Below are 18,911 nucleotides of genomic sequence, written 5' to 3' on the forward strand. Positions count from 1 at the left end.
ACCCCCACCCCCGGGCGCTCCCCCCCGCCCGGGGGGTCGCGGTCGGGGCCCGCCCCCGGGGGGGGGTGGTGGGGGGGGGGGCCCCCCCCCCGCGCCCCCCCCCCGCCGGCCCGCGCCCGCCGGTGGTCCGTCCGACGGCGTCCGGGGTCAGCGCCGCGGCGGGTGCGTGGCGAGCCAGTGGCGGGCGATCTGCTCCCGCGTGGCAACCCACGCCCCGCCCCGCTGCGCGACGTGCTCCAGGAAACCGTCCAGGGCCCGGATGCGGCCGGGCCTGCCGATGATCCGGCTGTGCAGGCCGACGCTCATCATCCGCGGGCGGTCGGCGCCCTCCGCACGGAGCGTCTCGAAGGTGTCGACCAGGTAGCCCAGGAGGTCGTCGGCGGTCGAGAACCCGTGCAGGATCAGGAACTTGAAGTCGTTCGCGTCCAGGCTGTACGGGAGGACCAGGTGCGGCCGGCCGGCCGCCTCGACGTAGAACGGCAGGTCGTCGGAGTAGTCGTCCGAGTCGTAGAGGAAGCCGCCCTCCCCGGCGACCAGGGCCCGGGTCCGCGGGCTCGTCCGGCCGGTGTACCAGCCCACGGGCCGGCGTCCCACGAGCCGCTCGACGGTCTCGACGGTGCGCGCGATGTCCGCGCGTTCGGTGGCCTCCGGGACGTGCCGGTAGTCGATCCACCGCCAGCCGTGGCCGGCCACCTCCCACCCGGCCGCGCCCATCGCGCGCGCCGCGTCCGGGTTGCGTTCGAGGGCCTGGCCCACGGCGTGGACGGTGAGCGGCACCCCGTGCGCGGCGGCCGTCCGGTGGACCCGCCAGAAGCCGGCGCGCGAGCCGTACGCGAACATCGACTCGACGTTCAGGTCGCGCCCGCCCTCCACCGGCGGCGCGCCGACGATCTCGTGCAGGTAGCCCTCCGAGGTGGCGTCGCCCTCCAGGACGTTCCGCTCGCCGCCCTCCTCGTAGTTGAGGACCAGGCTCACGGCGACCCGGGCACCCCCGGGCCAGGCGGCATGCGGCGGCTCCGCGCCGTAACCGACGAGATCACGAGACTGCTCGACCACGCCCGCACCCTACCCCCGCCACGGTCACGAGCCGCGGACGGTGGCCCGGCGACACCCGTGAGCCCGGCGGACGCCTCGTGCGGCAACGCACCGCCGGGGCCGGCGACGGTGCGTCGCCGGCCCCGGCGGTGCGGCTCCGGTGACCCGCCGGCCGTCGGGCGGCCGGCGGGCCCCCGGAGTGGGTCAGGTGTGGAGGCGGCCGTTCGTGCCGTCGTGGGCGTCGGCGTGCTCGTCGTCGAACCAGTAGTCGCCCGCGGCGAGGTACCGGAAGGCGTGGGTGCCGTGTGCCGGGAGGGCGACGCTGGCCGCGCGGGTGCCGTCCCCCCGCGGGGTCAGGGGGTGCGCGGCCGGGTTCCAGTGGTTGAAGTCCCCGACGACGCTCACCGGGCCGGCCGGGCTGTCCTCGGGAAGGATGAACGTGACCTGGGTACGGCCCTTGAGCTGCTTGCGTTCGAGCACGGAGTGACTCCAGCCGAAGAGGGGGGAACGGGCCCCTGCATCCTCGCGCCGGGCCCCCCGGCCACGGGCGCTACACGCCCGCCGGGCCGGCGGCGTCACTCGGCCGGTCCCCGGGCCCCCGGGGGACGCGGGGAGTTCGTGCGGCGGAGGTGGTGCAGGCGCCACGCCGCGGCCGCCTCGACCTGCGCCGTGCTCAGCCCCGTCACGCGGCAGAGGTCCTCGATGCTCAGCCCCTCGGGATGCCTGCGCATCGCGCGGTCGATCTTCGCGCTCCACAGTTCCTCGTCGACGTACGGGCGCGTGCCGTAGTGGCGCTGCAGCTCGACGAGGTGGGCCTCCGTGCAGGCGAGCAGCGGCCGCGCACCGTCCTGCCGGGGGTCGGAGGGATGGGCGAAGGAGGAGTCGCGGGCGAGCCCGGACACCGCGGTGCCGGTGCGGGTGCTCTCCCGGCACAGATCGCAGATGTCCGGGAGCGGTAGGTCCCCGGACCAAGCTGTGCTGCGCATCGTCGTCTCCATCGGCTTGTCAGGCGAATGGGCGGTGGCTGCTCGGCAGATCGGTGGGGTGCGGCGGATGGGTGGGATGGCTGGGGCCGTCGGCGGACCGCTGGGTGCCGCCGGGCGGGTCGGTGGCCGCCAGGAGCTTCAGCAGGTCGGTGATCTCGTGCGGGCCCTCCGCGGGATGGCGGAACAGCGTGCCGGGTGTGACCTGGTAGTGGTTGCGCCGGCCCCGTCGGCCCCGCGTGAGGTACCCCGCGTTCTCCAGGTCGCTGACGATGGCCTGGGCGGCGCGCTCGGTCACCTGGCAGGCCGCCGCCATGTCGCGCAACCTGATCTCCGGATCACGGAAGATCATCGCGAGGATCCGGGCGTGATTGGTGACGAAGGTCCAGCTGGACCGGCGCTCCATCGATTCCATGTCCCAAATTATACGATTTGCGATTCCGGTTTCGCCATAGCGGAATCCCCCGTCCCCCATGCCGTTCGCCCGGCGGACGACGGGGCGCGTGGCCCCGGCGAACGTGGGTAGCGGCCGTGAGGAAGCGGTGTCGGTTCACCGATGCCGCTGATTGGGAGGTGGCAGGAATGGCAGGTGGGAAGAAGGCCAAGAACGTCGGCAAGACCGTCAAGGGCAAGACCAAGGAGGTCACCGGCAGGGCGGTCGGCAACGAGAGCCTCGAAATGAAGGGGCGGGCCGAGCAGGCCGCGGGCGACGCGAAGCAGACGGTCCAGAAGGCGAAGGACACCCTCAAGCACTGACCGGACGCGTCAGGGCCGGCGGTCGCGACGGCGACTGCCGGCCTTCCCGTGCCCCCGCGTTCCCGCGCGGGGTGCGGAGCGGCGGACGGGGGAGCGCCGTGGGGGGGGGGGGGGGGGCGGGGGGGGGGGGGGGGGGGGGGGGGGGGGGGGGGGCGGGGGGGGGGGGGGGGGGGCCCCCCCCCCCCGGGCGCCGGGAGGGTGGTCCCGAGGGGCTCAGCGGCGGCGACGCGCCCTGCGGGGCTCCTCCTCCTCTTCCTCCTCCTCGTCGGGCTCGTCCTCGTCCTCGTACGCGTCCTCGTCGTCGGTTCCCTGTTCGTCTTCGTCTTCGTACTCCCCCTCCTCGTCCTCGTCCTCGTACGCGTCCTCCGGCTCGTCCCCCCGCTCCTCGTCGTCCTCCCCGTCTTCCTCGCCTTCCTCGTCCTCCTCGCCTTCGCCCTCGGGGTAGTCCCCTTCCGCTTCGTCCTTGCCCTCCGCGCCTTCCGGCTCTTCCTCTTCCCCTTCCTCGTCCTCTCCCTGTTCCTGGTTCTCGTTCTCCTCCTGCTCGAGGGCCTCCTCGTGGGTCACGACGACCTCGCCGTCCCGGATCTCACCGCGCCACCCCTCGGGCTCCTCGTTGGAGAGGCTGACGTACCGGCGGAAGTGCTTGAGGTCCAGGCGCAGCCGCCTGCCCTGGGCCCGCCAGATGTTGCCGGTCTTCTCGAACAGGCCGGAGGGGTAGTACTCGACGACGACCAGGATGCGGGTGAGGGTCGGGCCGAGTTCGTGGAAGGTCACGCAGCCGCGGGTCGTGCCCTTCGGACCGTCCGAGCCCCACACGATCCGCTCGTCGGGAACCTGCTCCTGGACGGTCGCCTTCCAGTTGCGTGTCGAGGGGCCGACCTTGACCTTCCAGTCGGACGTGGTGTCGTCGCCCTGTGACACGCTGCGCACGCCCTTGGCGAAGCTGCTGAAGTTCTCGTACTGCGTCCAGTGGTCGTAGGCGATGCGCAGCGGCACTCCCACGTCGATGCTCTCGATGATGTTCATGGCCTTGGTGCCGCCCTTGCGGCCCCTGCCCTTGCCCTTGCCGCCGAGCAGGTTCGAACCGAGGTCCTTGACCTTCTCCTTGACCGGCTCGATCGACTGGCCCAGTACGGCCTTCACCGGCGAGTCGCCCTGGAGGAGCCGGCCGCCGATTCCGGGCAACGGGCTGCCGTTCTCCGCCGAGTCGTGCAGCCGGTCGGTGAGGTCGCCGACCTTGTCCACGGCCTTGTCCGCCAGCTGGCCGGCCTGGGCCGAGAGGAACCCCGAGACCTCGTCCATCAGCTTGTCGAAACCCGACTGTGCGCCCTTCGTCCCGCGCTCCGTGGTGGCCATGGTTCACCTCCTCGCCGTCGATGTGCGGGCGGCCGACTTCTTCGAGGCCGTGGTCTTCTTGGCGGCCGTCTTGGCGGCCGGCCGGCGGGCCGTGCTCTTCTTCGCGGGTGCCTTCTTCGCCGGTGCCTTCTTCGCGGCGGCCTTGGACGCCGGCTTCGCCGCGGGCTTGGAGGCGGGGGAGCGCCGCGCGGCGGATGCCGGCTTCGGCTTGCTGCCGCTGCCGGAGGATGCCGCCTTCTTCGTGGCCGAGCCCGACGTGCCGCCCCGGGCGGAGGCCTTCTTGGCCGGAGCCGTCTTCTTGGCGGCCGCCTTCCTCGCCGAGGGCGCGTTCCCTGCCGACGGCTTCTCCGCCGAGGACTTCCTCGGGGTGGAGGTCTTCGCCGGGGCGGCCCGCTTCCTGGCGGGAGCCGTCTTCTTCGCGGGGGCCGCCTTCTTGGCCGGGGCCTTGCGTGCGGGGGAGGAGCGGCGTGCGGGGCGCCGGCGGGCCGGCGGCTCCTCGTCGGGCTCCTCCTCGGACTCCTCGTCCGGCTCCTCTTCGGGAGCCCGGTCCTGCGGCTCTTCCTCCTGGTCCTCCTCCTCGTCTGCGTCCTCGTCCTCGTACTCCTCCTCCGGTTCTTCCTCGTCCTCGTCCTCGTCCTCGTCCTCGTCCTCTTCCTCGTCCTCCTCGTCGTCGTACCGGTAGTCGCGGTCGTCGTCCCGGCCGCGGTCCCGCTCGTCGTCGCGGTCGTCGTCGCGCTCGTCCTCCCGGTCGTCGTACCGGTCCTCGTCCTCGTCGTAGCCCTCGTCGTCGTCCTCCTCCGCGCTGCCCCGGTCGCTCTCGGTCAGGGCCAGCGTGCGGTCGTGGACCGAGTCGGCGAGCTGGGCGAGCCTGCGGTTCGCGGCCGCCGTCACGGCCTTCCAGCCCGCGTCCAGGGCCTCGCCCCTGAGCTGCTCGCCGAGTTCGGCGACCTGTGGCATCTCGCTCAGCCGCTTCAGTCCCTGGACCGCGATCTCCTTCGGGTCCAGGCCGAGCTTGCGGCCGGCCGCATAGGTCACCAGGGAGAAGGCCAGGCGTCCCTTCTTGGCCCGGCCCAGTACGTAACCCCCGGCGACCGCGGCCGCCAGGGCGATCTTGGTCGTGTCCTGCATGAGCATTTCCCTTCAGCAGGCGGGTCAGATCGCGTGCTGCTCGCCACGGCCCCAGTTATGCGCCGTAAAGGAAATGAAATTCCGATTTCTGATGAAAAAGAATTGTTTGCCCCTTCGGTGAGCGGGCAGGCGAACGAGTCAGCCCGCGAGGGGAGTGGCTCATGGCCGAAGCACAGCCCGCCCGCCGCCGGAAAGCGTCCGCGCACCGCGGCGTGACCGGTGCCGCGTCGGCCATGCGTTCGGCAAGGGAGCAGCTCGCCCAGCTACTGGGCCGGGAGCCGGAATCGGTGTCCTCCCTCCGCCCGACCCAAGAGGGCTGGGAGGCCCAGATCGAGGTCCTCGAGCTGGCCCGCATACCCGACACCACCAGCGTCATGGCCAGCTACAAGGTCACGATCGACGAGGAGGGCGAGCTGATCTCGTACGAACAGACCCGGCGCTACAGCCGGGGCATGATCGACCGGCCGGCCTGAGGACCGGCCCCCGCGAAGGGAAAGCGGCCCATGACTGTGCTTCCGCAGGGCGCCAGCGGCGTCGGCAGAACCGGAGGCGGAAATACGGCGAGCCTCTACGACGTACTGGAACTCATCCTCGACCGCGGCCTCGTCATCGACGTGTTCGTCCGCGTCTCCGTGGTCGGGATCGAACTGCTGAAGATAGACGCGCGCATCGTGGTGGCCAGCGTCGACACCTACCTGCGGTTCGCCGAGGCCTGCAACCGCCTCGACCTCGAATCGGGCCGCAAGGCCCCGACCCAGCTGACCGACGTCGTCGGCAACGCGGTCGAGAGCGGGGCGCACGGCAAGTCGAAGGGCGCCCTGAGCGGTGCCGTCGACGCGGTGACCCAGGCCTTCACCGGCAAGTCGGACGACGAGGACGAGGAGCCGGAAGAGGAAGAGCAGCAGGAGGAACCGGAGGAGGAGCCGGCCCCCCGCCGACGCCGGCCCGCCCGCCGTACCGCCTCCCGCCGCGAGAGGGAGTAGGTGATGGCCGTGTACGTGTACTCGATCACCGGCGCGGCACACCCGTGCCGCCTGGACGGCCTCACCGGCGTCGGGGCGGAACCGGCGCCGCTGCGCACCGTCAGCGCCGGCCCGCTGCGTGCCGTCGTCCAGGACGTCGACGAGGAGATCCGGGCCAAGCGCCGGGACCTGACGGCACATCAGGAGGTGCAGGAGCGCCTGATGGCCGACGGCACCGTCCTGCCGTTGCAGTTCGGCTACACCGCCCAGGACGACCAGGCCGTCGCCGACGTGCTCGAACAGGGCGCGGACGGCTACCTCGACGCCCTGGAGCGGCTCCAGGGCTGCGCCGAGTACCACGTACGCGCCTCCCAGCAGGAGGAAGGACTGCTCCGCGAGATCCTCGACGAATCCCCCCGGGCCCGGCGCCTCAACGACCGGATCAAGGAGGGCGACCAGGACCCCCGGCTGCCCCTCCAGCTCGGCGAACTGGTCGCCGCCGAGGTGCGCAGCCGTCAGGAGGCCCTCGCCGCCGGACTGGTCCAGGCGCTCATCCCCTTCGCCCGGGAGCACACCGTCCGCCCGCCGGCCGACGGCGACATCGTCAACCTCTCCCTGCTCGTCGAGGAGGACCGGCAGGACGAGCTCGCCGTGGCCGAGGCGAGCCTCGCCGAACAGGTCCACGGCGTCGCCTTCCGCTTCGCCGGGCCACTGCCCCCGTACAGCTTCGTCTAGGGTCCCGGCCCCGGCCGCCGTGGGCGGACCGGGCCCGCCGGGCGTCAGGAGGATCCATGGGGCTGCTGACCAGCCTGCTGACGGCACCGCTGCTGCCGGTCCGCGGCGTGGCGTGGGTCGCGCAGCGCGTCCTCGACAAGGCCGAGGAGGACTTCTACGACCCGGCGCCCGTCTACGCCGCGCTGTCGGAGCTCGAACGGCGGCTGCGGGCCGGCGAGATCGACCAGACGGCCTTCGACCACGCCGAGGACGAACTCCTCGACCGGCTCGACGAGATCGCCCGGCACCGGCAGGGCCGGCCATGACCGGCAACGCGGCCCGACGGCCCGTCACGCCCCGTCACGACCCGGGAGGCCGAGGACCGTGACCGACCCCCTCGCCGACCGCCTCGGCCCTCTGCCGTCCCGGGCCGGCCCGATGTCGTACCCGCCGGCCTCGGCGGGGAGCCTGGCCGACATCCTCGAACGCGTCCTGGACAAGGGCATCGTCATCGCCGGCGACATCCGCATCAACCTCCTCGACATCGAGCTGCTCACCATCAAGCTCCGCATCCTCATCGCCTCGGTGGACAAGGCCAAGGAGATGGGCATCGACTGGTGGGAGCACGACCCCTCGCTCTCGTCCCGGCACGGCGGAGATCCGCTCGCGGAGGAGAACCGCCGCCTGCGCGCCGAGCTGGAATCGCTCCGGCGCGAGCGCATCGCCCCCGCGTCCGACGCCCGCGACGACCGGGCCCGCGACGACCGGGCCCGCGACAACCGGCCCCGCGCCGCCGGCGCCGCCGCCAGGAAACGGCAGACCCCGTGAACCCCGACCGCACCCTCACCTACGTCTACGCGGTCGCCGCCCCCGCCCCCGGGCTGCGCGAGGCCGTCGCCGCCCTGCGCGGGGTCGCGGCCGCCCCCGTCGAACCCCTGGAGCCCCAGGACGACGGCCCGCCCGCCGCCGTGTTCCTCACCAGCCAGGTCCCGGAAGCCGACTGGGGGGAAGAGCCCCTTAAGGCCCGCTTCGAGGACCTCGACTGGCTGGAGGACACCGCCAGGTCCCACCACCGCGTCATCGAGGCGCTCACCGGCCGCACCACCGTCCTGCCCCTGCGGATGGCCACCCTCTACCAGGACCGCGACCGGGCCCTGGCGGCCCTCGGCCGGCAGCAGCGGGCCTTCGCCGACCGGCTGGCCTCCCTCGCCCACCACCGCGAGTACGGCGTCAAGGCGTACGTACGCACCGCCCCGGAAGACGCGGAGTCCCCGCCGACGGCGCCGCCCCCGGCACCCGCCGCGAGCCCCGGCAAGGCGTACCTCCGGGCGCGCAGGGCCCAGCACCACGCCCGCGAGGACCGCCACCGCCAGGCGGCCCTGGCCGCGGAGCGCATCGCCGCGACGGCGGCCTCGTACGCGTCCCACCGCGTCCGCCACCCCGCCCAGACGGGCCCCCTCACCCGGGGCGAGAGCGGGGAGAACGTCCTGAACGACGCCTACCTGGTGCGGGACGACCAGGCCGGGGCCTTCCGCGCCGCCGTCGAGGAGGCGGGGGAGGGCCTGCCCGGCATCCGCATCGAGGTCACCGGCCCCTGGGCGCCGTACTCGTTCGCGACGCTCCCGCTCGCCCCCGACCGCGCCGACCCCGCCCGCGCCGCCCCCACCCGAACTGACCCCGCCTGGACCGACCCCCCGCGCGCCGCCCCCGACCGGACCGACTCCCCGCGCCCCGACCCCGGCCGGTCCGCCGGCAGTCCCACCGCGCACCCGGGCCCATGACGACCGCCGGCCACGACGAGACGCTCCCCGGCCGGCAGGTCGCCCTCGTCGACCTCCTCGACCGCCTCCTCGCGGGCGGTGTGGTCATCGCGGGCGACCTCGTCCTGTCCATCGCCGACATCGACCTCGTCCGCATCTCCCTGCGCGCCCTGATCACCTCGGTGAACGGCGAGCGGCAGGACCCCTTCGACCCGGTGGAACCCGTCGGCCCCGTCGGCCGCGCGGCTCCCTTCGACCCCCGGGAGCGGCAGCCATGACCCGCGACCCGCGCCCCGGCCCCGCACTCGACGCCGTCGGTGACACCATGGCCACCGCCTTCCGGCTGCTCCAGGCGCCGCCCGAGGCCCCCGGCCGGCCCCGCCCCCCGGCCCGGCGCCTGCACACCGACCCCGACCGCGTCGGCGAGGACCTCCTCAAGCTGGTCCTCACCCTCGTCGAACTCGTGCGCCAGCTCATCGAACGCCAGGCCCTGCGCCGCGTCGACGCCGGCGACCTCACCGACGAGCAGGAGGAGGAACTCGGCGCCACGCTGCTCGCCCTGCACGACCGGATGACGGAACTGTGCGCCGAGCACGGCTACACCCTGGACGACCTCAACCTCGACCTGGGGCCCCTCGGCCCCCTCCTCCCGCCCGCCTCCGGCCCGGCCTGATCCGAAAGACCGGCCTAGCGGTTCGGGCGCGGTACCAGCCGCAGCAGCGTCTGCAGTACGGCGTCCACGCCGTCGCGCGCCGGTTCGTCGCCGACGTGGATCAGCAGCCGGGACAGGGTGCGCATCAGCTGGGGCGAGGCCATCACGCGCGGGTGCAGCACCGGGCGGAAGCCATAGCGGGAGAAGAACAGGTCACCGGCGAGGTTGCCCAGCCGGTAGTAGCGTCCCCAGCGCCGCCGGATCTCCGAGGGGTACTGGAGCAGCGCGTGCTCGCGCCGCGGCCCCGCCGGCCGGGCCAGGGCCAGGGCGATGATCTCCGCCGCCGTCTCGGCGGACTCCATGGCCTGCGCGATGCCCTCGCCGCTCCACGGGCTGACCATGCCCGCGCTGTCCCCGACCAGCACCAGTCCCTTCCGGTACTGCGGCCGCCGGTTGAGGCCCATCGGGAGGGGCGCGCTGCGCAGCGGCGAGTCGGCGTTCTCCTCGCGCAGCCCCCAGTCCTCGGGCGTCCGGGAGAGCCAGAGGTCCAGGGTGGCCCGCAGGTCCAGGGGTCGGCGCCGCCGCTGCTGCGGCAGGGCGCCGAGGCCGACGTTGACGCGGCCGTCGCCCAGCGGGAAGACCCAGCCGTAGCCGGGCAGGTCCAGCCCGCTGCCCGGACAGCGCAGGTCGGCCCAGAGTTCCAGGTACGGGTCGTTGGTGCGGGCCTCGCTGCGGTAGTAGCGGCGGGCCGCCGCCGCGACGGGGCGGCTGGCGTCGCGGTCGAGACCGAGGGCCAGCGCGGTGCGGGCGGAGGCGCCGTCGGCCGCCACCACCAGCGGGGCCAGGTACCGTACGGGCTCCTCGTCGGGCCCGCGTACGGCGGTCACCCCGGTGACGTGGCCCGCGCGGTCCGTCAGCGGGGCCGTCACCTTCACGTGCGTACGCAGCCGGGCGCCGGCGGCGCGGGCGTGCCCGGCGAGCAGGTCGTCGAAGTCGTGCCGGGTACGGGTGAGGCCGAAGTCGGGGAGGCTGCCCAGCCGGGGCCACTCCAGCTCGACCGTGTTCCCCTCGCACACCCAGCGCATGCCCTTGCTGCGCATCCAGCCGGGTGCGTTGACGTCGACGCCGAGCCGCACCAGCTGGTGCACGCTGCGCGGGGTGAGCCCGTCCCCGCACACCTTCTCCCGGGGGAAGCCGCTCTTCTCCAGCAGCAGCACGTCCAGACCCGCGCGGGCGAGGTACACGGCGGCCGCGGATCCCGCGGGTCCCGCCCCCACCACGATGACCTGCGCCTCTTCAACCCCGGCATCGCCACGTTCGGTGATCACCCGACCACTATGCCGTGTGCGGCCCGGGGCGGCCGTGCGGCGCGGCCGAATCGGCCCCCGGCGGCACGAGCGGCGGCTCCGCCCCGGAGGGGGAGGGCGGAGCCGCGTCCGACGGGGCCCGTGGGGGCCGGGGGCTCACGCGTGCCTGCGACGCGTGAACAGGCGGTAGAGGGCGAGCAGGATGAGGGAGCCGACGATGGCGGCGATCCAGGTGGAGAGTTCGAAGAACCCGTCCACGGAGTCGACGCCGAAGATGACCTTGCCGAGCCATCCGCCGAGCAGGCCGCCCGCGATGCCGATGAGCGTGGTGATGATGATTCCGCCCGGGTCGTCTCCCGGCATCAGGAACTTGGCGATGATGCCCGCGAGCAGCCCGAGGAGTATCCAAGCGAGTATTCCCATGATCCCTTCCTGGCTCGTCGTAAAGCCGGTGATGGTTCCGCTTCTTTACCGTCCGGCGATTCGTAAACACGAAAGGAGCGGCCGGCGGCGGGCAACCGGAAGGGAATCGCGAGGGACCGTCAGAAAGCGGCGCGCACGAGCCGGCGGAACGCCAGCCGCACACCCCAGCCCGTCAGCCGCAGACTCCACAGGGACAGCCGCAGGAGCACGGGGCGGGGGACGGCCCGGATCGTCCAGCGGGCGAGCTTCCGCCGCCTCCGCCACCGCCGTCTGCGCCGTCGCAGATCGGATTTCACGGGCATCTCCTTCCGGCCGCGGGGAAGGGCCGAAGGAATCCGGGGGAGGAAGCCCCGGAAGTTCCGTTTCTCCGTACGAGAATACTTTGCCTCCTTTCTTCACCGGATTCCGCGCTTCACCCCGGGCCCTCGCCGGCGCCCCGTCAGCCCGGGACGCCGGCCTCCGCGGGCTTCCGGCCCCAGGCCGTGAGCAGGCCGGCCGACAGCGAGGCGCACTCGGGCGAGTCCAGCCAGCGGACCGCCGCGTCGACGGCCGCGTCGTCGACCAGGCCGGTGGCGCGCATCGCGGCCCGGCTCCGCTCCCACGTGTCCGCCCAGAAGCGGCTGATCGGACTGCCCGGCTCCAGCGGTGGTACGTGGATCTCGGCGGCCACCGGCGCGAGGCCGGCCCCGCGCAGCAGCTGCGGGTACGACGGCACCCAGGACACGTCCGTGCCGATGGTCTCCCGCAGCCCCTGCCACATCGCGCGCATCACCGCGGTGTACGGAGTGCCGGGCGCCCGGTCGCTCGTGAGGTCGACGGCGTCGCCGAGCACCAGGAACCCGCCTGGCTCGACGAGTTCCGCCAGCTTCGTGACCAGCCGCTCGTGCTCGGCCAGGTGCATCAGCACGAACCGGGCGTGCACCAGGCGGAACCGGCCGGGGGAGAAGCCCCGGGCGGTGACGTCGGCCTCCAGCACGTCCAGTCCCGGGTGGTCGGGGAGGAACCGTACGTCCCGGTCGACCGCGAGCACGCTCGCCACCCCGGCCTCGTCCAGCAGCCGCCGGGAGACCGTGCCCGTCCCGGCGCCGATGTCCAGGCAGTGCCAGCCCGGGCCGGCGCCGAGGGCGCGCAGCCGTGCCATCGTCGTGTCGTCGTAGGCGAGGGCGCCGTAGTCGATGCGCTCCCCCTCGCCGGCCTCCTCGGGGCGGAAGACGTCCTCGCCGTAGCGACCGCCTCCCGCGGCGGTGCTCACGCCCCCGCCCGGAGGACGGCGCCGGTCACGCCGGGGCGGTCGTCGAACGGTTCCATGGCCGTACCTCCACGCACTGGACCGGTGGCGCGCGGCCCTCCCGGGCCGTCACACCACCGATCCTCCACCGCTCCCGGCCGCCCCGCGCGGTCAGAGCCGGTGGACGGTGTGCAGCGTCGTGTCGTAGGTGCCGCCGCCGTCGAGCAGCGAGGCGCCGGCGACGTCGGCCATCGTCGGGCCGTTGACGGTCTTGCGGCTGGACAGGAAACGCGCCTTGCCCGCCGCGTCGGTGCCCAGGTGGATGCCGACGTGGTCCACCTCCCCGTCCTTGTCGGTGTCCCAGAACAGCAGGTCGCCCGGCTGGAGCAGGGCGAGGACGTCCGGGGTGGCGCCGGAGGTGCGGGCCAGACGTACGCCGGGGGCGTGGTCGGCCATCTGCGCGGAGGTGCGCGGCAGCCGGGCCGGCGACGGGTCGTTCACGTCGGCCACCGGAACGCCCATGTGGTGGCCGTACACCATGCGGGTGTAGCCCGAGCAGTCGAGGGAGCCGAGGAAGGCGGCGTCGGCGGTCTTCACCCGGCCGTCGGGGAAGGTCCAGTCGACGCCCATGAACTCGTGGAAGTCGGCGCCCACCGTGCGGTCGCCGTAGGTGTCGGCGGGGCTGTACTGCGCCTCGCCGAGCACCTTCCGGCCGGCGGCCGGGCCCGCACCGCTGGTCACCGGGGGTGCGCCGGGCAGGAACATGGCCGCGTACGCGAGGGCGTCCGGCGCGAGGGAACCGGTCCAGCCGCGGACCGTCTGTTCGAGGGCCGGGGTCCAGGTGCCGTCGAAGGGCGCGGGCAGCACCCGCACCCAGTCGCCGTGGGTGACGCTCGGCGGCGTCGCCCAGGCGGCGTCCGCGACCTGGAATGCGGTGGCGGAGAACGTGACGGGCAGGCTGGTGCAGCCCTGGTTGGCGAGCGCCCGCAGCCCGATGCGGCCCTTGGGGGAGCCGGGGTCGGTGACGTCGGCCTGCCAGGTGCCCGGCTGTCCGGCGGAGGCGCGCCAGGCCCTGACCCGGATGCGGGAGCCCTCCCGCAGCACCCGTATGCCCCACGCCGTACCCGCGGGCACGCCGGTGGCGAGGGTGAGCGCCGGCGCGAGGGCGGCGGAGGTCCCGCCCGTCACCTTCTCCACGCGCAGCTCGACGGCGCCCGTGGTCAGGAAGGAGAGCCGGGCCCGGAGGTGGTTGTCGGCCGACACGTAGCCGAAGAGCAGGGCGTACGAGCACGCGTCGCCGGTCGGCACCCTGTCGAGGCTCCCCACCGCGGTGACGTCCACGTCGGTGATCCCGTCGTCCTTCAGCGTGGCGTAGCGGCTGGCGCCGTCCGTGCTGAGCGCGATGAGCCCGCGGCCCGGCGACACCGAGAAGTCGCCGGCCACGGGGCCCTCGGTGTCCCAGGTGCCGCCACCCGGCGAGTTGCCCCAGTACGGACGGGTCGCGGGGTTGAGGGCGGGGTGGGGCAGGGTGCGGCCGAAGTCCTCGGTGAACGGCCGCTTGTCCTCCGAGAAGGTGCGCCGCGGACCCGGCACGACCACCGTGCGGGCGCCGTGGGTGAGCAGGGCGACGCGGCGACCGCCGGAGGTGACCTCGGTACGGGCCGGAGCCCCCGGCAGGACGGTCGCGGTGAGCGGTGCGGTCAGGGTGACCTGCGTGAACCAGGAGGCGTCCATGGGCGCCACGGTCACGGAGGACGGGGAGCCGGCGAGCCCGCCGGAGAGCGGGGCGGCGACCGCGCCTCCGGCGGCCCGGGCGGCGGGCGCGGCGGCGAGCGAGGACAGCGGGACGGCGGCGGAGGCGGCGAGCGCCGACAGCAGGGTGCGGCGGGACGTGTGCGTCATGGGTACATGATCCACACGCCCTCGGGGCCCTCCCGGTCAGGGACGGCGGTCGTCGGGACCGGGCGCGGAGTCGTCCGGCGTCTGCCACGAGTCCTCGCGGGCGCGCGCCGGCGGTGGCTGGTGCGCCGGCCGCGCACCGGGGTCCTTGCGGGCCGCCGCGCGCCGGCTGCCCCACCAGAACGCGCCGAGCAGGACCGCCACGACGACCACGCCGGCCACGATCAGCAGGAGGGACGGGGAACCGTACGCGGCGAGCTGCGCGGCCGAGGGGAGCGGGGCGGCGTCCGGTCCGGCGGAGGGGAGGGAGCCGATGGCGGGTGCGGTGAGGGCGGTGGGAGTGATCATGGGCCGCGTCTACCCGCTGTGCCGCTCCTTGCACACGGCCGTTGCCGTCACGTCCCGGGCACCCCCGGGAGGCCTCGGGCCGCCGGGATTCGGTGCCGATGAGCGGGGTAGCCGGTCACACGGGCCGGGCCGCGCCCAGACGGGCGCGCGCAGACGGGGCCCGCGACGGGCGCCGGTACGGGCGGCCCGGCGCAGTGCGGAACGGAGGTGGTGGGGTCGTGACCCGAACGTCGATCGACGCGTTCGCCGACCAGCTGGACGGGCCGGTGTACGTGGTCACCGCGGCCGCCGGCGGTGAACGCGCCGGCTGCCTCGTGGGCTTCGCCTCGCAGTGCTCCATCCACCCGCCGCGCTTCATGGTCTGGCTGTCCACGCTCAACCGGACGTGCCGCGTCGCCCGGCACGCCACGCACCTCGCCGTCCACCTCCTCGGCCCCGCCGAGCGGCCCCTGGCCGAACTGTTCGGCGGCGAGACCGGCGACGAGGTGGACAAGTTCGCCCGCGTCGCCTGGCGCCCCGGCGCCGGCGGCAGCCCCGTGCTCACCGGGGCCCGCGCCTGGTTCGAGGGACGCATCGAGGCCCGGATCGACGGGGGCGACCACGTCGGCCACCTCCTGGCCCCGGCCGAGGTGTCCCCGCCGGCCGCGGCCGGCCCGGCCGGCGTCCTGCGGTACCACGACGTCAAGGACATCGACCCCGGCCACCCCGCCTGACCGGCCGCCGATCCGTTGTGTGACTCCCGCCCCGCTGGGCAGGCGCGCCCCCGTCCGTGCCGTCTACCCCGCCGAGGAGTCATGAACAGCGCCCTCCGCCTGCCCGTCGTCCTGGGAGGCTCGGTCCTGCTCACCGTCGCCGCCGGCTGGGCCGTCGACCTGCTGCTGCGCCGAGCCGACGCCCGCCACCCCGAAACGCCCCTGTGGAACGCCCTGCGCCGCTGCCGCCCCGCCCTGCAGATCGTGCTGCTCGCCGCCCTGCTGCGCGGCGCCCACCGGCAGACCGCCTGGCAGCCCCTGGAGGACCACCAGGCCGTCGTCGGCCACGTCCTCTCCCTGGTTCTGATCGCCGCCGGCGCCTGGCTGATCGTCGGCGTGGCCTCCGCCGCCGTCGAGTCCGGTTACGCGCGCTACGCGACCGGCCCCCGCGACCCCGCCCGGCTGCGCCGGGTCCGTACCCAGGTGACCCTGATCATGCGGGTCGTGACCGCCGTGGTCGCCGTCGTGGCGGCCGCCGCGATGCTGCTCACCTTCCCGAGCTTCCGCGCGCTCGGCACCTCCGTGCTCGCCTCCGCCGGCATCATCGGCATCGTCGCGGGCATCGCCGCCCAGTCCACGCTGGGCAACCTCTTCGCCGGCTTCCAGATCGCGTTCGGCGACCTGGTCCGCATCGGCGACACCGTCGTCGTCGACGGCGAGTGGGGCGTGGTCGAGGACATCACGCTCACCTTCCTCGCCGTGCGGACCTGGGACGAGCGCCGGATCACGATGCCCGTTTCGTACTTCACCACCCGGCCCTTCGAGAACTGGTCCCGCGGCGGTCTCCAGATGACCGGCAGCGTCTTCCTCCACTGCGACCACTCCGCGCCGGTGGACCTCATACGCGACCGCGTCCAGGACATCCTGCGCGCCTGCCCCGCATGGGACGGCCGCGGCTGGGACGTCGCCGTCACCGAGACGACCCCCTCCACGATCGTGGTCCGGGCCATCGTCACGGCCAAGGACGCCGACGACCTGTGGGCCGTGCGCTGCGCGGTACGGGAACAGCTCGTCGCCTGGCTCTCCGAGAAGCACCCCCACGCCCTGCCGCGCCTCGCGGTGGCCCCGGCGCCCTCGTCCGACGGCGACGGCTCCCGCCGCCCCGACTGGGACTGACCGCCCGGGACCGGCAACCGGCACCGACCACCCGGGGCCGCCGCCCGGACACGCCCCGTGTACGGGCGCGGACTCCGGGCACACGCGCGGCATGACCGTACCCAAGACCACCGTCCTCGTCCTGGACAGCGCCGAACCCGAGCCGCTGGCCCGCTTCTACGCCGACCTGCTCGGCGGCACCGCCGCCCCCGCCCCGGACGACGGGGACCTGCTCCTCGTCTCCGGTCCCGCGGGCGTGGTCCTCGGCGTCCGCCGCGACCCGCACCACGCGCCGCCCAGCTGGCCCCTCCCCGAGGGCTCCCAGCAGGCCCACCTGCACATACTGGTCCCCGCGCAGAGCCTGGACGACGCCGAGCGCGAGGCCGTGGCCCTCGGGGCCCGGCCGGTGGCCGCCGAGGACCCCGGCAGCGGGCCGGGCAGCCGCACCACCGTGCGCCGCTACGCCGATCCGGCGGGCCACGGCTTCGTCCTGTCCGCGGTGCGGCAGGCGGCCGTACCCGCCCAGTCCCGCCGCGGGTGAGGGCGGCGCGGCCGCGCGGCGGCGTCCGGCCGGGCGGGGCGGCACGGCACCGGCCGGGTTCCGCCGCCCGTGCGGCGGCGCCGCCCCGGCCGCCGTCCGTCCGCCGTCGACCCCCGCCGTCCGCCGGCCGTCGCCCCCGCCGTGCCCCGCGGGGTGAGAAGGGTCACCGGCGGGGTCCGGTGCCGGCGGTCCGTTGCTAGATTGTGCGGCGGCCCCGACCCGAGGCCCCGGACGAGATGCGCCGTACCCGGTTACGCACGACGACGCGCCCCACGGCGCCGTCCCACCGGCAGGCGCCGTAGCGCTGTCCGGACCCGGGCAGCGTCCCCTCGTCGCACAGATGGGCCGACCACATGACCGTGCCGCTCACCCGCACCCTCTACACCACGACCGCGCACGCCTCCGGCGGCCGCACCGGAACGGTCGTCACCGACGACGGCCGGCTGGACGTCCGGCTGGCGCCGCCGCGCAAGAAGGTGCCCGGCACCACCAACCCCGAGCAGCTGTTCGCGGCCGGCTTCGCCGCCTGCTTCACCTCCGCCCTGGCCGAGGTGGCCGGCGAGTTCGGCGCCGATGCCTCGGCCGCCCGCGTGGAGTGCGAGGTGCGGCTGGGCACCACCGACACGCCCGCGGGCTACGGCCTCGCCGTCGGCCTCACCGTCTCCGTGCCCGGCTGGACGGCGGCCGACCTGCTGCCCCTGCTCCACCGCGCGGACGCGGTGTGCCCCTACTCGCAGGCGGTACGCGGCAACATCGACCTGTCGCTCCGGGCGCTCGACGGCGGCCCGGCCGATGCCTGAGCCGGCCGCCGTGCCCGGCGGTCCGGACCCGACCCCGTACACCGTCCCGGCCGGGACCCCGGCCCCCGGCGGGCCGGGCGTGCCGGTGCCGGAGCGGGGCGCGTGGCTGCGGCGGGGCATCAGCCGCGACGGCGGGCCCCTGCGCGAGGACGACGAGGTGGTCTGGCTCCAGCACGGCCCGTACTACGCGGACAGCCGCGGCTTCGCCGGGACCACCTCCTTCGACGGCCGGCAGGTGCACTTCCACCACCTGACCGGGGAGCCGGGCGAGGACGCGGGCAGCTTCCGGTGGGAGGGACGCGACCTCGTCGAGTGGGGCGTCAACCCGGACGGCAGCACGTTCCTGGAGGTCTGGACGCCGCTCGCCGGCGCCGAGGGCGGTTCCGGCTCCTGGAGCGGCCCGGACCACCACGTCGTACGCGTGGGCCGGCACGTGGTCCACGTCGACTCCCGCGCGGGCACGTACTGGCGGCTCTGACCCCGCCGGTACCTCGGGCGGCTCCGACCTCGGTACGTCCGGGCGGCTCTGACCGCCCGTCCGCCGCAGGCTCTCCCGGTGCCCCCGCCCGGCCGGGCCCCTCTCGGCCACCCGACGGCGGTTTCCGGACGAATGGGGCCGCTCCGGGCCCCCGCACTGCCCGGCCGGGCCGAACCGGGGCAGGCGCGGTGGCGGCGGCGACCCGCCGCCACCGCCGCGGGGGAGTGGTCCATTTGGACACCCCGTGGCGGCCGACCGGACCACGGAGGTAACGACCATGCGGATCACCGTCACGCGATCCGGGGGCTTCGCCGGGGTGGAGAAGGCCCGCGAACTCGACACCTCGGGCCGCCGCGACGCGGCCCACTGGGAGGAGCTGGCCCTGCGGGCCCTGTCGGGCACCCCGGACGGCTTCCACTACCGGATCACCGTGGACGACCAGGTGCTCGACGTCGAGGACGACTGCCTCTCCGAGGACCAGCGCAGGCTGATCCGCGCCGTCCTGGACGAGGCGGCCTGACCCGGCGTCAGCGGCCCGGCCGCCGTTCGGGCGGCCGGGCCCGTACGCGAAAGCCCGGCGGGCGGGGGGGGCGCCGGGGGGGGGGGCCCCGCCCCCCCCGCGGGGGGGCGGCCCGCCCCGACCCCCCAACAACCGGCCCCAATTCCGGGGGGCCCCGAGAAGCCCCCCCCCCCC

At 74.8% G+C, this 18,911-nt stretch carries 27 protein-coding genes and 1 riboswitch; of the genes, 15 read left to right on the top strand and 12 right to left on the bottom strand.

All coding sequences use genetic code 11. The annotated features are described in order from the left end of the window. Positions 1–147: 147 nt before the first annotated feature. From puuE to ACIQUR_RS34185, 4 genes are all read right to left on the bottom strand, one after another. Positions 148–1,056, bottom strand: a complete 909-nt coding sequence (puuE, locus tag ACIQUR_RS34170) for an allantoinase PuuE (protein WP_403673097.1) — start codon at positions 1,054–1,056, stop codon at positions 148–150. 183 nt (positions 1,057–1,239) lie between these two features. Next, the gene (locus ACIQUR_RS34175; RefSeq protein ID WP_403673098.1) at positions 1,240–1,515 is read right to left on the bottom strand and encodes an isoamylase early set domain-containing protein; all 276 of its coding nucleotides are present in this window, start codon (positions 1,513–1,515) and stop codon (positions 1,240–1,242) included. 95 nt (positions 1,516–1,610) lie between these two features. Continuing rightward, complete coding sequence (locus ACIQUR_RS34180) at positions 1,611–2,021, bottom strand: hypothetical protein (RefSeq protein WP_403673100.1); 411 nt, start codon at positions 2,019–2,021, stop codon at positions 1,611–1,613. 19 nt (positions 2,022–2,040) lie between these two features. Further along, positions 2,041–2,433 carry a helix-turn-helix transcriptional regulator gene (locus ACIQUR_RS34185; RefSeq protein ID WP_403673102.1) on the bottom strand — a complete coding sequence of 131 codons (393 nt, stop codon included), beginning with the start codon at positions 2,431–2,433 and terminating at the stop codon, positions 2,041–2,043. A 167-nt stretch (positions 2,434–2,600) separates the two neighbouring features. On the opposite strand from ACIQUR_RS34185, the gene ACIQUR_RS34190 reads away from it, so the two are divergent. Next, on the top strand, positions 2,601–2,774 hold the full coding sequence (locus ACIQUR_RS34190) for a CsbD family protein (RefSeq protein ID WP_403673104.1): 174 nt from the start codon (positions 2,601–2,603) through the stop codon (positions 2,772–2,774). Between the two features lie 213 nt (positions 2,775–2,987). Here ACIQUR_RS34190 and ACIQUR_RS34195 read toward each other — a convergent pair whose 3' ends face one another. Then, the gene (locus ACIQUR_RS34195; protein WP_403673105.1) at positions 2,988–4,130 is read right to left on the bottom strand and encodes an SRPBCC family protein; all 1,143 of its coding nucleotides are present in this window, start codon (positions 4,128–4,130) and stop codon (positions 2,988–2,990) included. Between the two features lie 3 nt (positions 4,131–4,133). Next, positions 4,134–5,258 (bottom strand): histone protein, encoded by a 1,125-nt coding sequence (locus ACIQUR_RS34200; protein ID WP_403673107.1) that lies wholly within the window; start codon positions 5,256–5,258, stop codon positions 4,134–4,136. A gap of 161 nt (positions 5,259–5,419) precedes the next feature. On the opposite strand from ACIQUR_RS34200, the gene ACIQUR_RS34205 reads away from it, so the two are divergent. The 8 genes from ACIQUR_RS34205 to ACIQUR_RS34240 are packed head-to-tail and all read left to right on the top strand — an operon-like array spanning position 5,420 to position 9,367. Beyond that, entirely contained in the window at positions 5,420–5,731 is a 312-nt protein-coding gene (locus ACIQUR_RS34205; RefSeq protein WP_403673109.1) for a gas vesicle protein, read from the top strand. A gap of 30 nt (positions 5,732–5,761) precedes the next feature. Next, positions 5,762–6,241, top strand: coding sequence for a gas vesicle protein GvpJ (gene gvpJ, locus ACIQUR_RS34210; protein WP_403673111.1), 480 nt, complete (start codon positions 5,762–5,764; stop codon positions 6,239–6,241). A 3-nt stretch (positions 6,242–6,244) separates the two neighbouring features. Beyond that, positions 6,245–6,955: a GvpL/GvpF family gas vesicle protein gene (locus tag ACIQUR_RS34215; protein WP_403673113.1), complete on the top strand. Its 711-nt coding sequence runs from the start codon at positions 6,245–6,247 to the stop codon at positions 6,953–6,955. 56 nt (positions 6,956–7,011) lie between these two features. After that, complete coding sequence (locus ACIQUR_RS34220) at positions 7,012–7,260, top strand: gas vesicle protein GvpG (protein WP_403673115.1); 249 nt, start codon at positions 7,012–7,014, stop codon at positions 7,258–7,260. A 58-nt stretch (positions 7,261–7,318) separates the two neighbouring features. Then, positions 7,319–7,762 carry a gas vesicle protein gene (locus ACIQUR_RS34225; protein ID WP_403673117.1) on the top strand — a complete coding sequence of 148 codons (444 nt, stop codon included), beginning with the start codon at positions 7,319–7,321 and terminating at the stop codon, positions 7,760–7,762. Further along, on the top strand, positions 7,759–8,715 hold the full coding sequence (locus ACIQUR_RS34230; RefSeq protein ID WP_403673119.1) for a GvpL/GvpF family gas vesicle protein: 957 nt from the start codon (positions 7,759–7,761) through the stop codon (positions 8,713–8,715). Before ACIQUR_RS34225 ends, ACIQUR_RS34230 begins: the two co-directional genes overlap by 4 nt. Further along, positions 8,712–8,972 (top strand): gas vesicle protein, encoded by a 261-nt coding sequence (locus ACIQUR_RS34235; RefSeq protein ID WP_403673121.1) that lies wholly within the window; start codon positions 8,712–8,714, stop codon positions 8,970–8,972. The genes ACIQUR_RS34230 and ACIQUR_RS34235 overlap by 4 nt, the downstream gene beginning before the upstream one ends. Further along, positions 8,969–9,367, top strand: a complete 399-nt coding sequence (locus ACIQUR_RS34240) for a gas vesicle protein K (protein ID WP_403673122.1) — start codon at positions 8,969–8,971, stop codon at positions 9,365–9,367. Before ACIQUR_RS34235 ends, ACIQUR_RS34240 begins: the two co-directional genes overlap by 4 nt. 14 nt (positions 9,368–9,381) lie before the next feature. Here ACIQUR_RS34240 and ACIQUR_RS34245 read toward each other — a convergent pair whose 3' ends face one another. The 6 genes from ACIQUR_RS34245 to ACIQUR_RS34270 all read right to left on the bottom strand — a co-directional run bounded on the left by ACIQUR_RS34245 (position 9,382) and on the right by ACIQUR_RS34270 (position 14,551). Continuing rightward, positions 9,382–10,674: a geranylgeranyl reductase family protein gene (locus tag ACIQUR_RS34245; protein WP_403673124.1), complete on the bottom strand. Its 1,293-nt coding sequence runs from the start codon at positions 10,672–10,674 to the stop codon at positions 9,382–9,384. A 135-nt stretch (positions 10,675–10,809) separates the two neighbouring features. Continuing rightward, positions 10,810–11,076, bottom strand: coding sequence for a GlsB/YeaQ/YmgE family stress response membrane protein (locus ACIQUR_RS34250; RefSeq protein WP_403673126.1), 267 nt, complete (start codon positions 11,074–11,076; stop codon positions 10,810–10,812). Positions 11,077–11,195: 119 nt separating this feature from the next. Continuing rightward, positions 11,196–11,372 carry a hypothetical protein gene (locus ACIQUR_RS34255; RefSeq protein ID WP_403673128.1) on the bottom strand — a complete coding sequence of 59 codons (177 nt, stop codon included), beginning with the start codon at positions 11,370–11,372 and terminating at the stop codon, positions 11,196–11,198. 143 nt (positions 11,373–11,515) lie between these two features. Beyond that, the gene (locus ACIQUR_RS34260; RefSeq protein ID WP_403673129.1) at positions 11,516–12,328 is read right to left on the bottom strand and encodes a class I SAM-dependent methyltransferase; all 813 of its coding nucleotides are present in this window, start codon (positions 12,326–12,328) and stop codon (positions 11,516–11,518) included. A gap of 147 nt (positions 12,329–12,475) precedes the next feature. Beyond that, positions 12,476–14,206 (bottom strand): NlpC/P60 family protein, encoded by a 1,731-nt coding sequence (locus ACIQUR_RS34265; RefSeq protein ID WP_403673131.1) that lies wholly within the window; start codon positions 14,204–14,206, stop codon positions 12,476–12,478. 36 nt (positions 14,207–14,242) lie between these two features. Continuing rightward, positions 14,243–14,551: a DUF6479 family protein gene (locus ACIQUR_RS34270; protein ID WP_403673132.1), complete on the bottom strand. Its 309-nt coding sequence runs from the start codon at positions 14,549–14,551 to the stop codon at positions 14,243–14,245. A 233-nt stretch (positions 14,552–14,784) separates the two neighbouring features. Between ACIQUR_RS34270 and ACIQUR_RS34275 the strand changes: the two genes are divergently transcribed. From ACIQUR_RS34275 to ACIQUR_RS34300, 6 genes are all read left to right on the top strand, one after another. Next, on the top strand, positions 14,785–15,264 hold the full coding sequence (locus ACIQUR_RS34275; RefSeq protein ID WP_403673209.1) for a flavin reductase family protein: 480 nt from the start codon (positions 14,785–14,787) through the stop codon (positions 15,262–15,264). Between the two features lie 81 nt (positions 15,265–15,345). After that, on the top strand, positions 15,346–16,419 hold the full coding sequence (locus tag ACIQUR_RS34280; protein ID WP_403673134.1) for a mechanosensitive ion channel family protein: 1,074 nt from the start codon (positions 15,346–15,348) through the stop codon (positions 16,417–16,419). A 91-nt stretch (positions 16,420–16,510) separates the two neighbouring features. Then, entirely contained in the window at positions 16,511–16,939 is a 429-nt protein-coding gene (locus ACIQUR_RS34285) for a VOC family protein (RefSeq protein ID WP_403673136.1), read from the top strand. Positions 16,940–17,146: 207 nt separating this feature from the next. Further along, positions 17,147–17,209, top strand: a riboswitch (guanidine-III (ykkC-III) riboswitch). Positions 17,210–17,292: 83 nt separating this feature from the next. After that, a complete protein-coding gene (locus ACIQUR_RS34290; RefSeq protein WP_403673138.1) occupies positions 17,293–17,739 on the top strand; it encodes an Ohr family peroxiredoxin in 447 nt (148 codons plus the stop codon). Next, positions 17,732–18,217: a hypothetical protein gene (locus ACIQUR_RS34295; RefSeq protein ID WP_403673140.1), complete on the top strand. Its 486-nt coding sequence runs from the start codon at positions 17,732–17,734 to the stop codon at positions 18,215–18,217. The genes ACIQUR_RS34290 and ACIQUR_RS34295 overlap by 8 nt, the downstream gene beginning before the upstream one ends. Positions 18,218–18,494: 277 nt before the next feature. Beyond that, a complete protein-coding gene (locus ACIQUR_RS34300) occupies positions 18,495–18,737 on the top strand; it encodes a protealysin inhibitor emfourin (RefSeq protein WP_403673142.1) in 243 nt (80 codons plus the stop codon). Positions 18,738–18,911 lie beyond the last annotated feature (174 nt).

Source organism: Streptomyces sp. NPDC101132 (assembly GCF_044759225.1).
Lineage (GTDB): Bacteria > Actinomycetota > Actinomycetes > Streptomycetales > Streptomycetaceae > Streptomyces.

Bases quoted from the DNA above. Each gene is read 5' to 3' on its own strand.
- ACIQUR_RS34280 (WP_403673134.1), top strand. From the start codon at position 15,346: ATGAACAGCGCCCTCCGCCTGCCCGTCGTCCTGGGAGGCTCGGTCCTG.
- ACIQUR_RS34265 (WP_403673131.1), bottom strand. From the start codon at position 14,206: ATGACGCACACGTCCCGCCGCACCCTGCTGTCGGCGCTCGCCGCCTCC.
- ACIQUR_RS34235 (WP_403673121.1), top strand. From the start codon at position 8,712: ATGACGACCGCCGGCCACGACGAGACGCTCCCCGGCCGGCAGGTCGCC.
- ACIQUR_RS34195 (WP_403673105.1), bottom strand. From the start codon at position 4,130: ATGGCCACCACGGAGCGCGGGACGAAGGGCGCACAGTCGGGTTTCGAC.
- ACIQUR_RS34215 (WP_403673113.1), top strand. From the start codon at position 6,245: ATGGCCGTGTACGTGTACTCGATCACCGGCGCGGCACACCCGTGCCGC.
- ACIQUR_RS34285 (WP_403673136.1), top strand. From the start codon at position 16,511: ATGACCGTACCCAAGACCACCGTCCTCGTCCTGGACAGCGCCGAACCC.
- ACIQUR_RS34220 (WP_403673115.1), top strand. From the start codon at position 7,012: ATGGGGCTGCTGACCAGCCTGCTGACGGCACCGCTGCTGCCGGTCCGC.
- ACIQUR_RS34200 (WP_403673107.1), bottom strand. From the start codon at position 5,258: ATGCAGGACACGACCAAGATCGCCCTGGCGGCCGCGGTCGCCGGGGGT.
- ACIQUR_RS34295 (WP_403673140.1), top strand. From the start codon at position 17,732: ATGCCTGAGCCGGCCGCCGTGCCCGGCGGTCCGGACCCGACCCCGTAC.
- ACIQUR_RS34290 (WP_403673138.1), top strand. From the start codon at position 17,293: ATGACCGTGCCGCTCACCCGCACCCTCTACACCACGACCGCGCACGCC.
- ACIQUR_RS34250 (WP_403673126.1), bottom strand. From the start codon at position 11,076: ATGGGAATACTCGCTTGGATACTCCTCGGGCTGCTCGCGGGCATCATC.
- ACIQUR_RS34205 (WP_403673109.1), top strand. From the start codon at position 5,420: ATGGCCGAAGCACAGCCCGCCCGCCGCCGGAAAGCGTCCGCGCACCGC.
- gvpJ (WP_403673111.1), top strand. From the start codon at position 5,762: ATGACTGTGCTTCCGCAGGGCGCCAGCGGCGTCGGCAGAACCGGAGGC.
- ACIQUR_RS34180 (WP_403673100.1), bottom strand. From the start codon at position 2,021: ATGCGCAGCACAGCTTGGTCCGGGGACCTACCGCTCCCGGACATCTGC.
- ACIQUR_RS34300 (WP_403673142.1), top strand. From the start codon at position 18,495: ATGCGGATCACCGTCACGCGATCCGGGGGCTTCGCCGGGGTGGAGAAG.
- ACIQUR_RS34270 (WP_403673132.1), bottom strand. From the start codon at position 14,551: ATGATCACTCCCACCGCCCTCACCGCACCCGCCATCGGCTCCCTCCCC.
- ACIQUR_RS34190 (WP_403673104.1), top strand. From the start codon at position 2,601: ATGGCAGGTGGGAAGAAGGCCAAGAACGTCGGCAAGACCGTCAAGGGC.
- ACIQUR_RS34240 (WP_403673122.1), top strand. From the start codon at position 8,969: ATGACCCGCGACCCGCGCCCCGGCCCCGCACTCGACGCCGTCGGTGAC.
- ACIQUR_RS34185 (WP_403673102.1), bottom strand. From the start codon at position 2,433: ATGGAATCGATGGAGCGCCGGTCCAGCTGGACCTTCGTCACCAATCAC.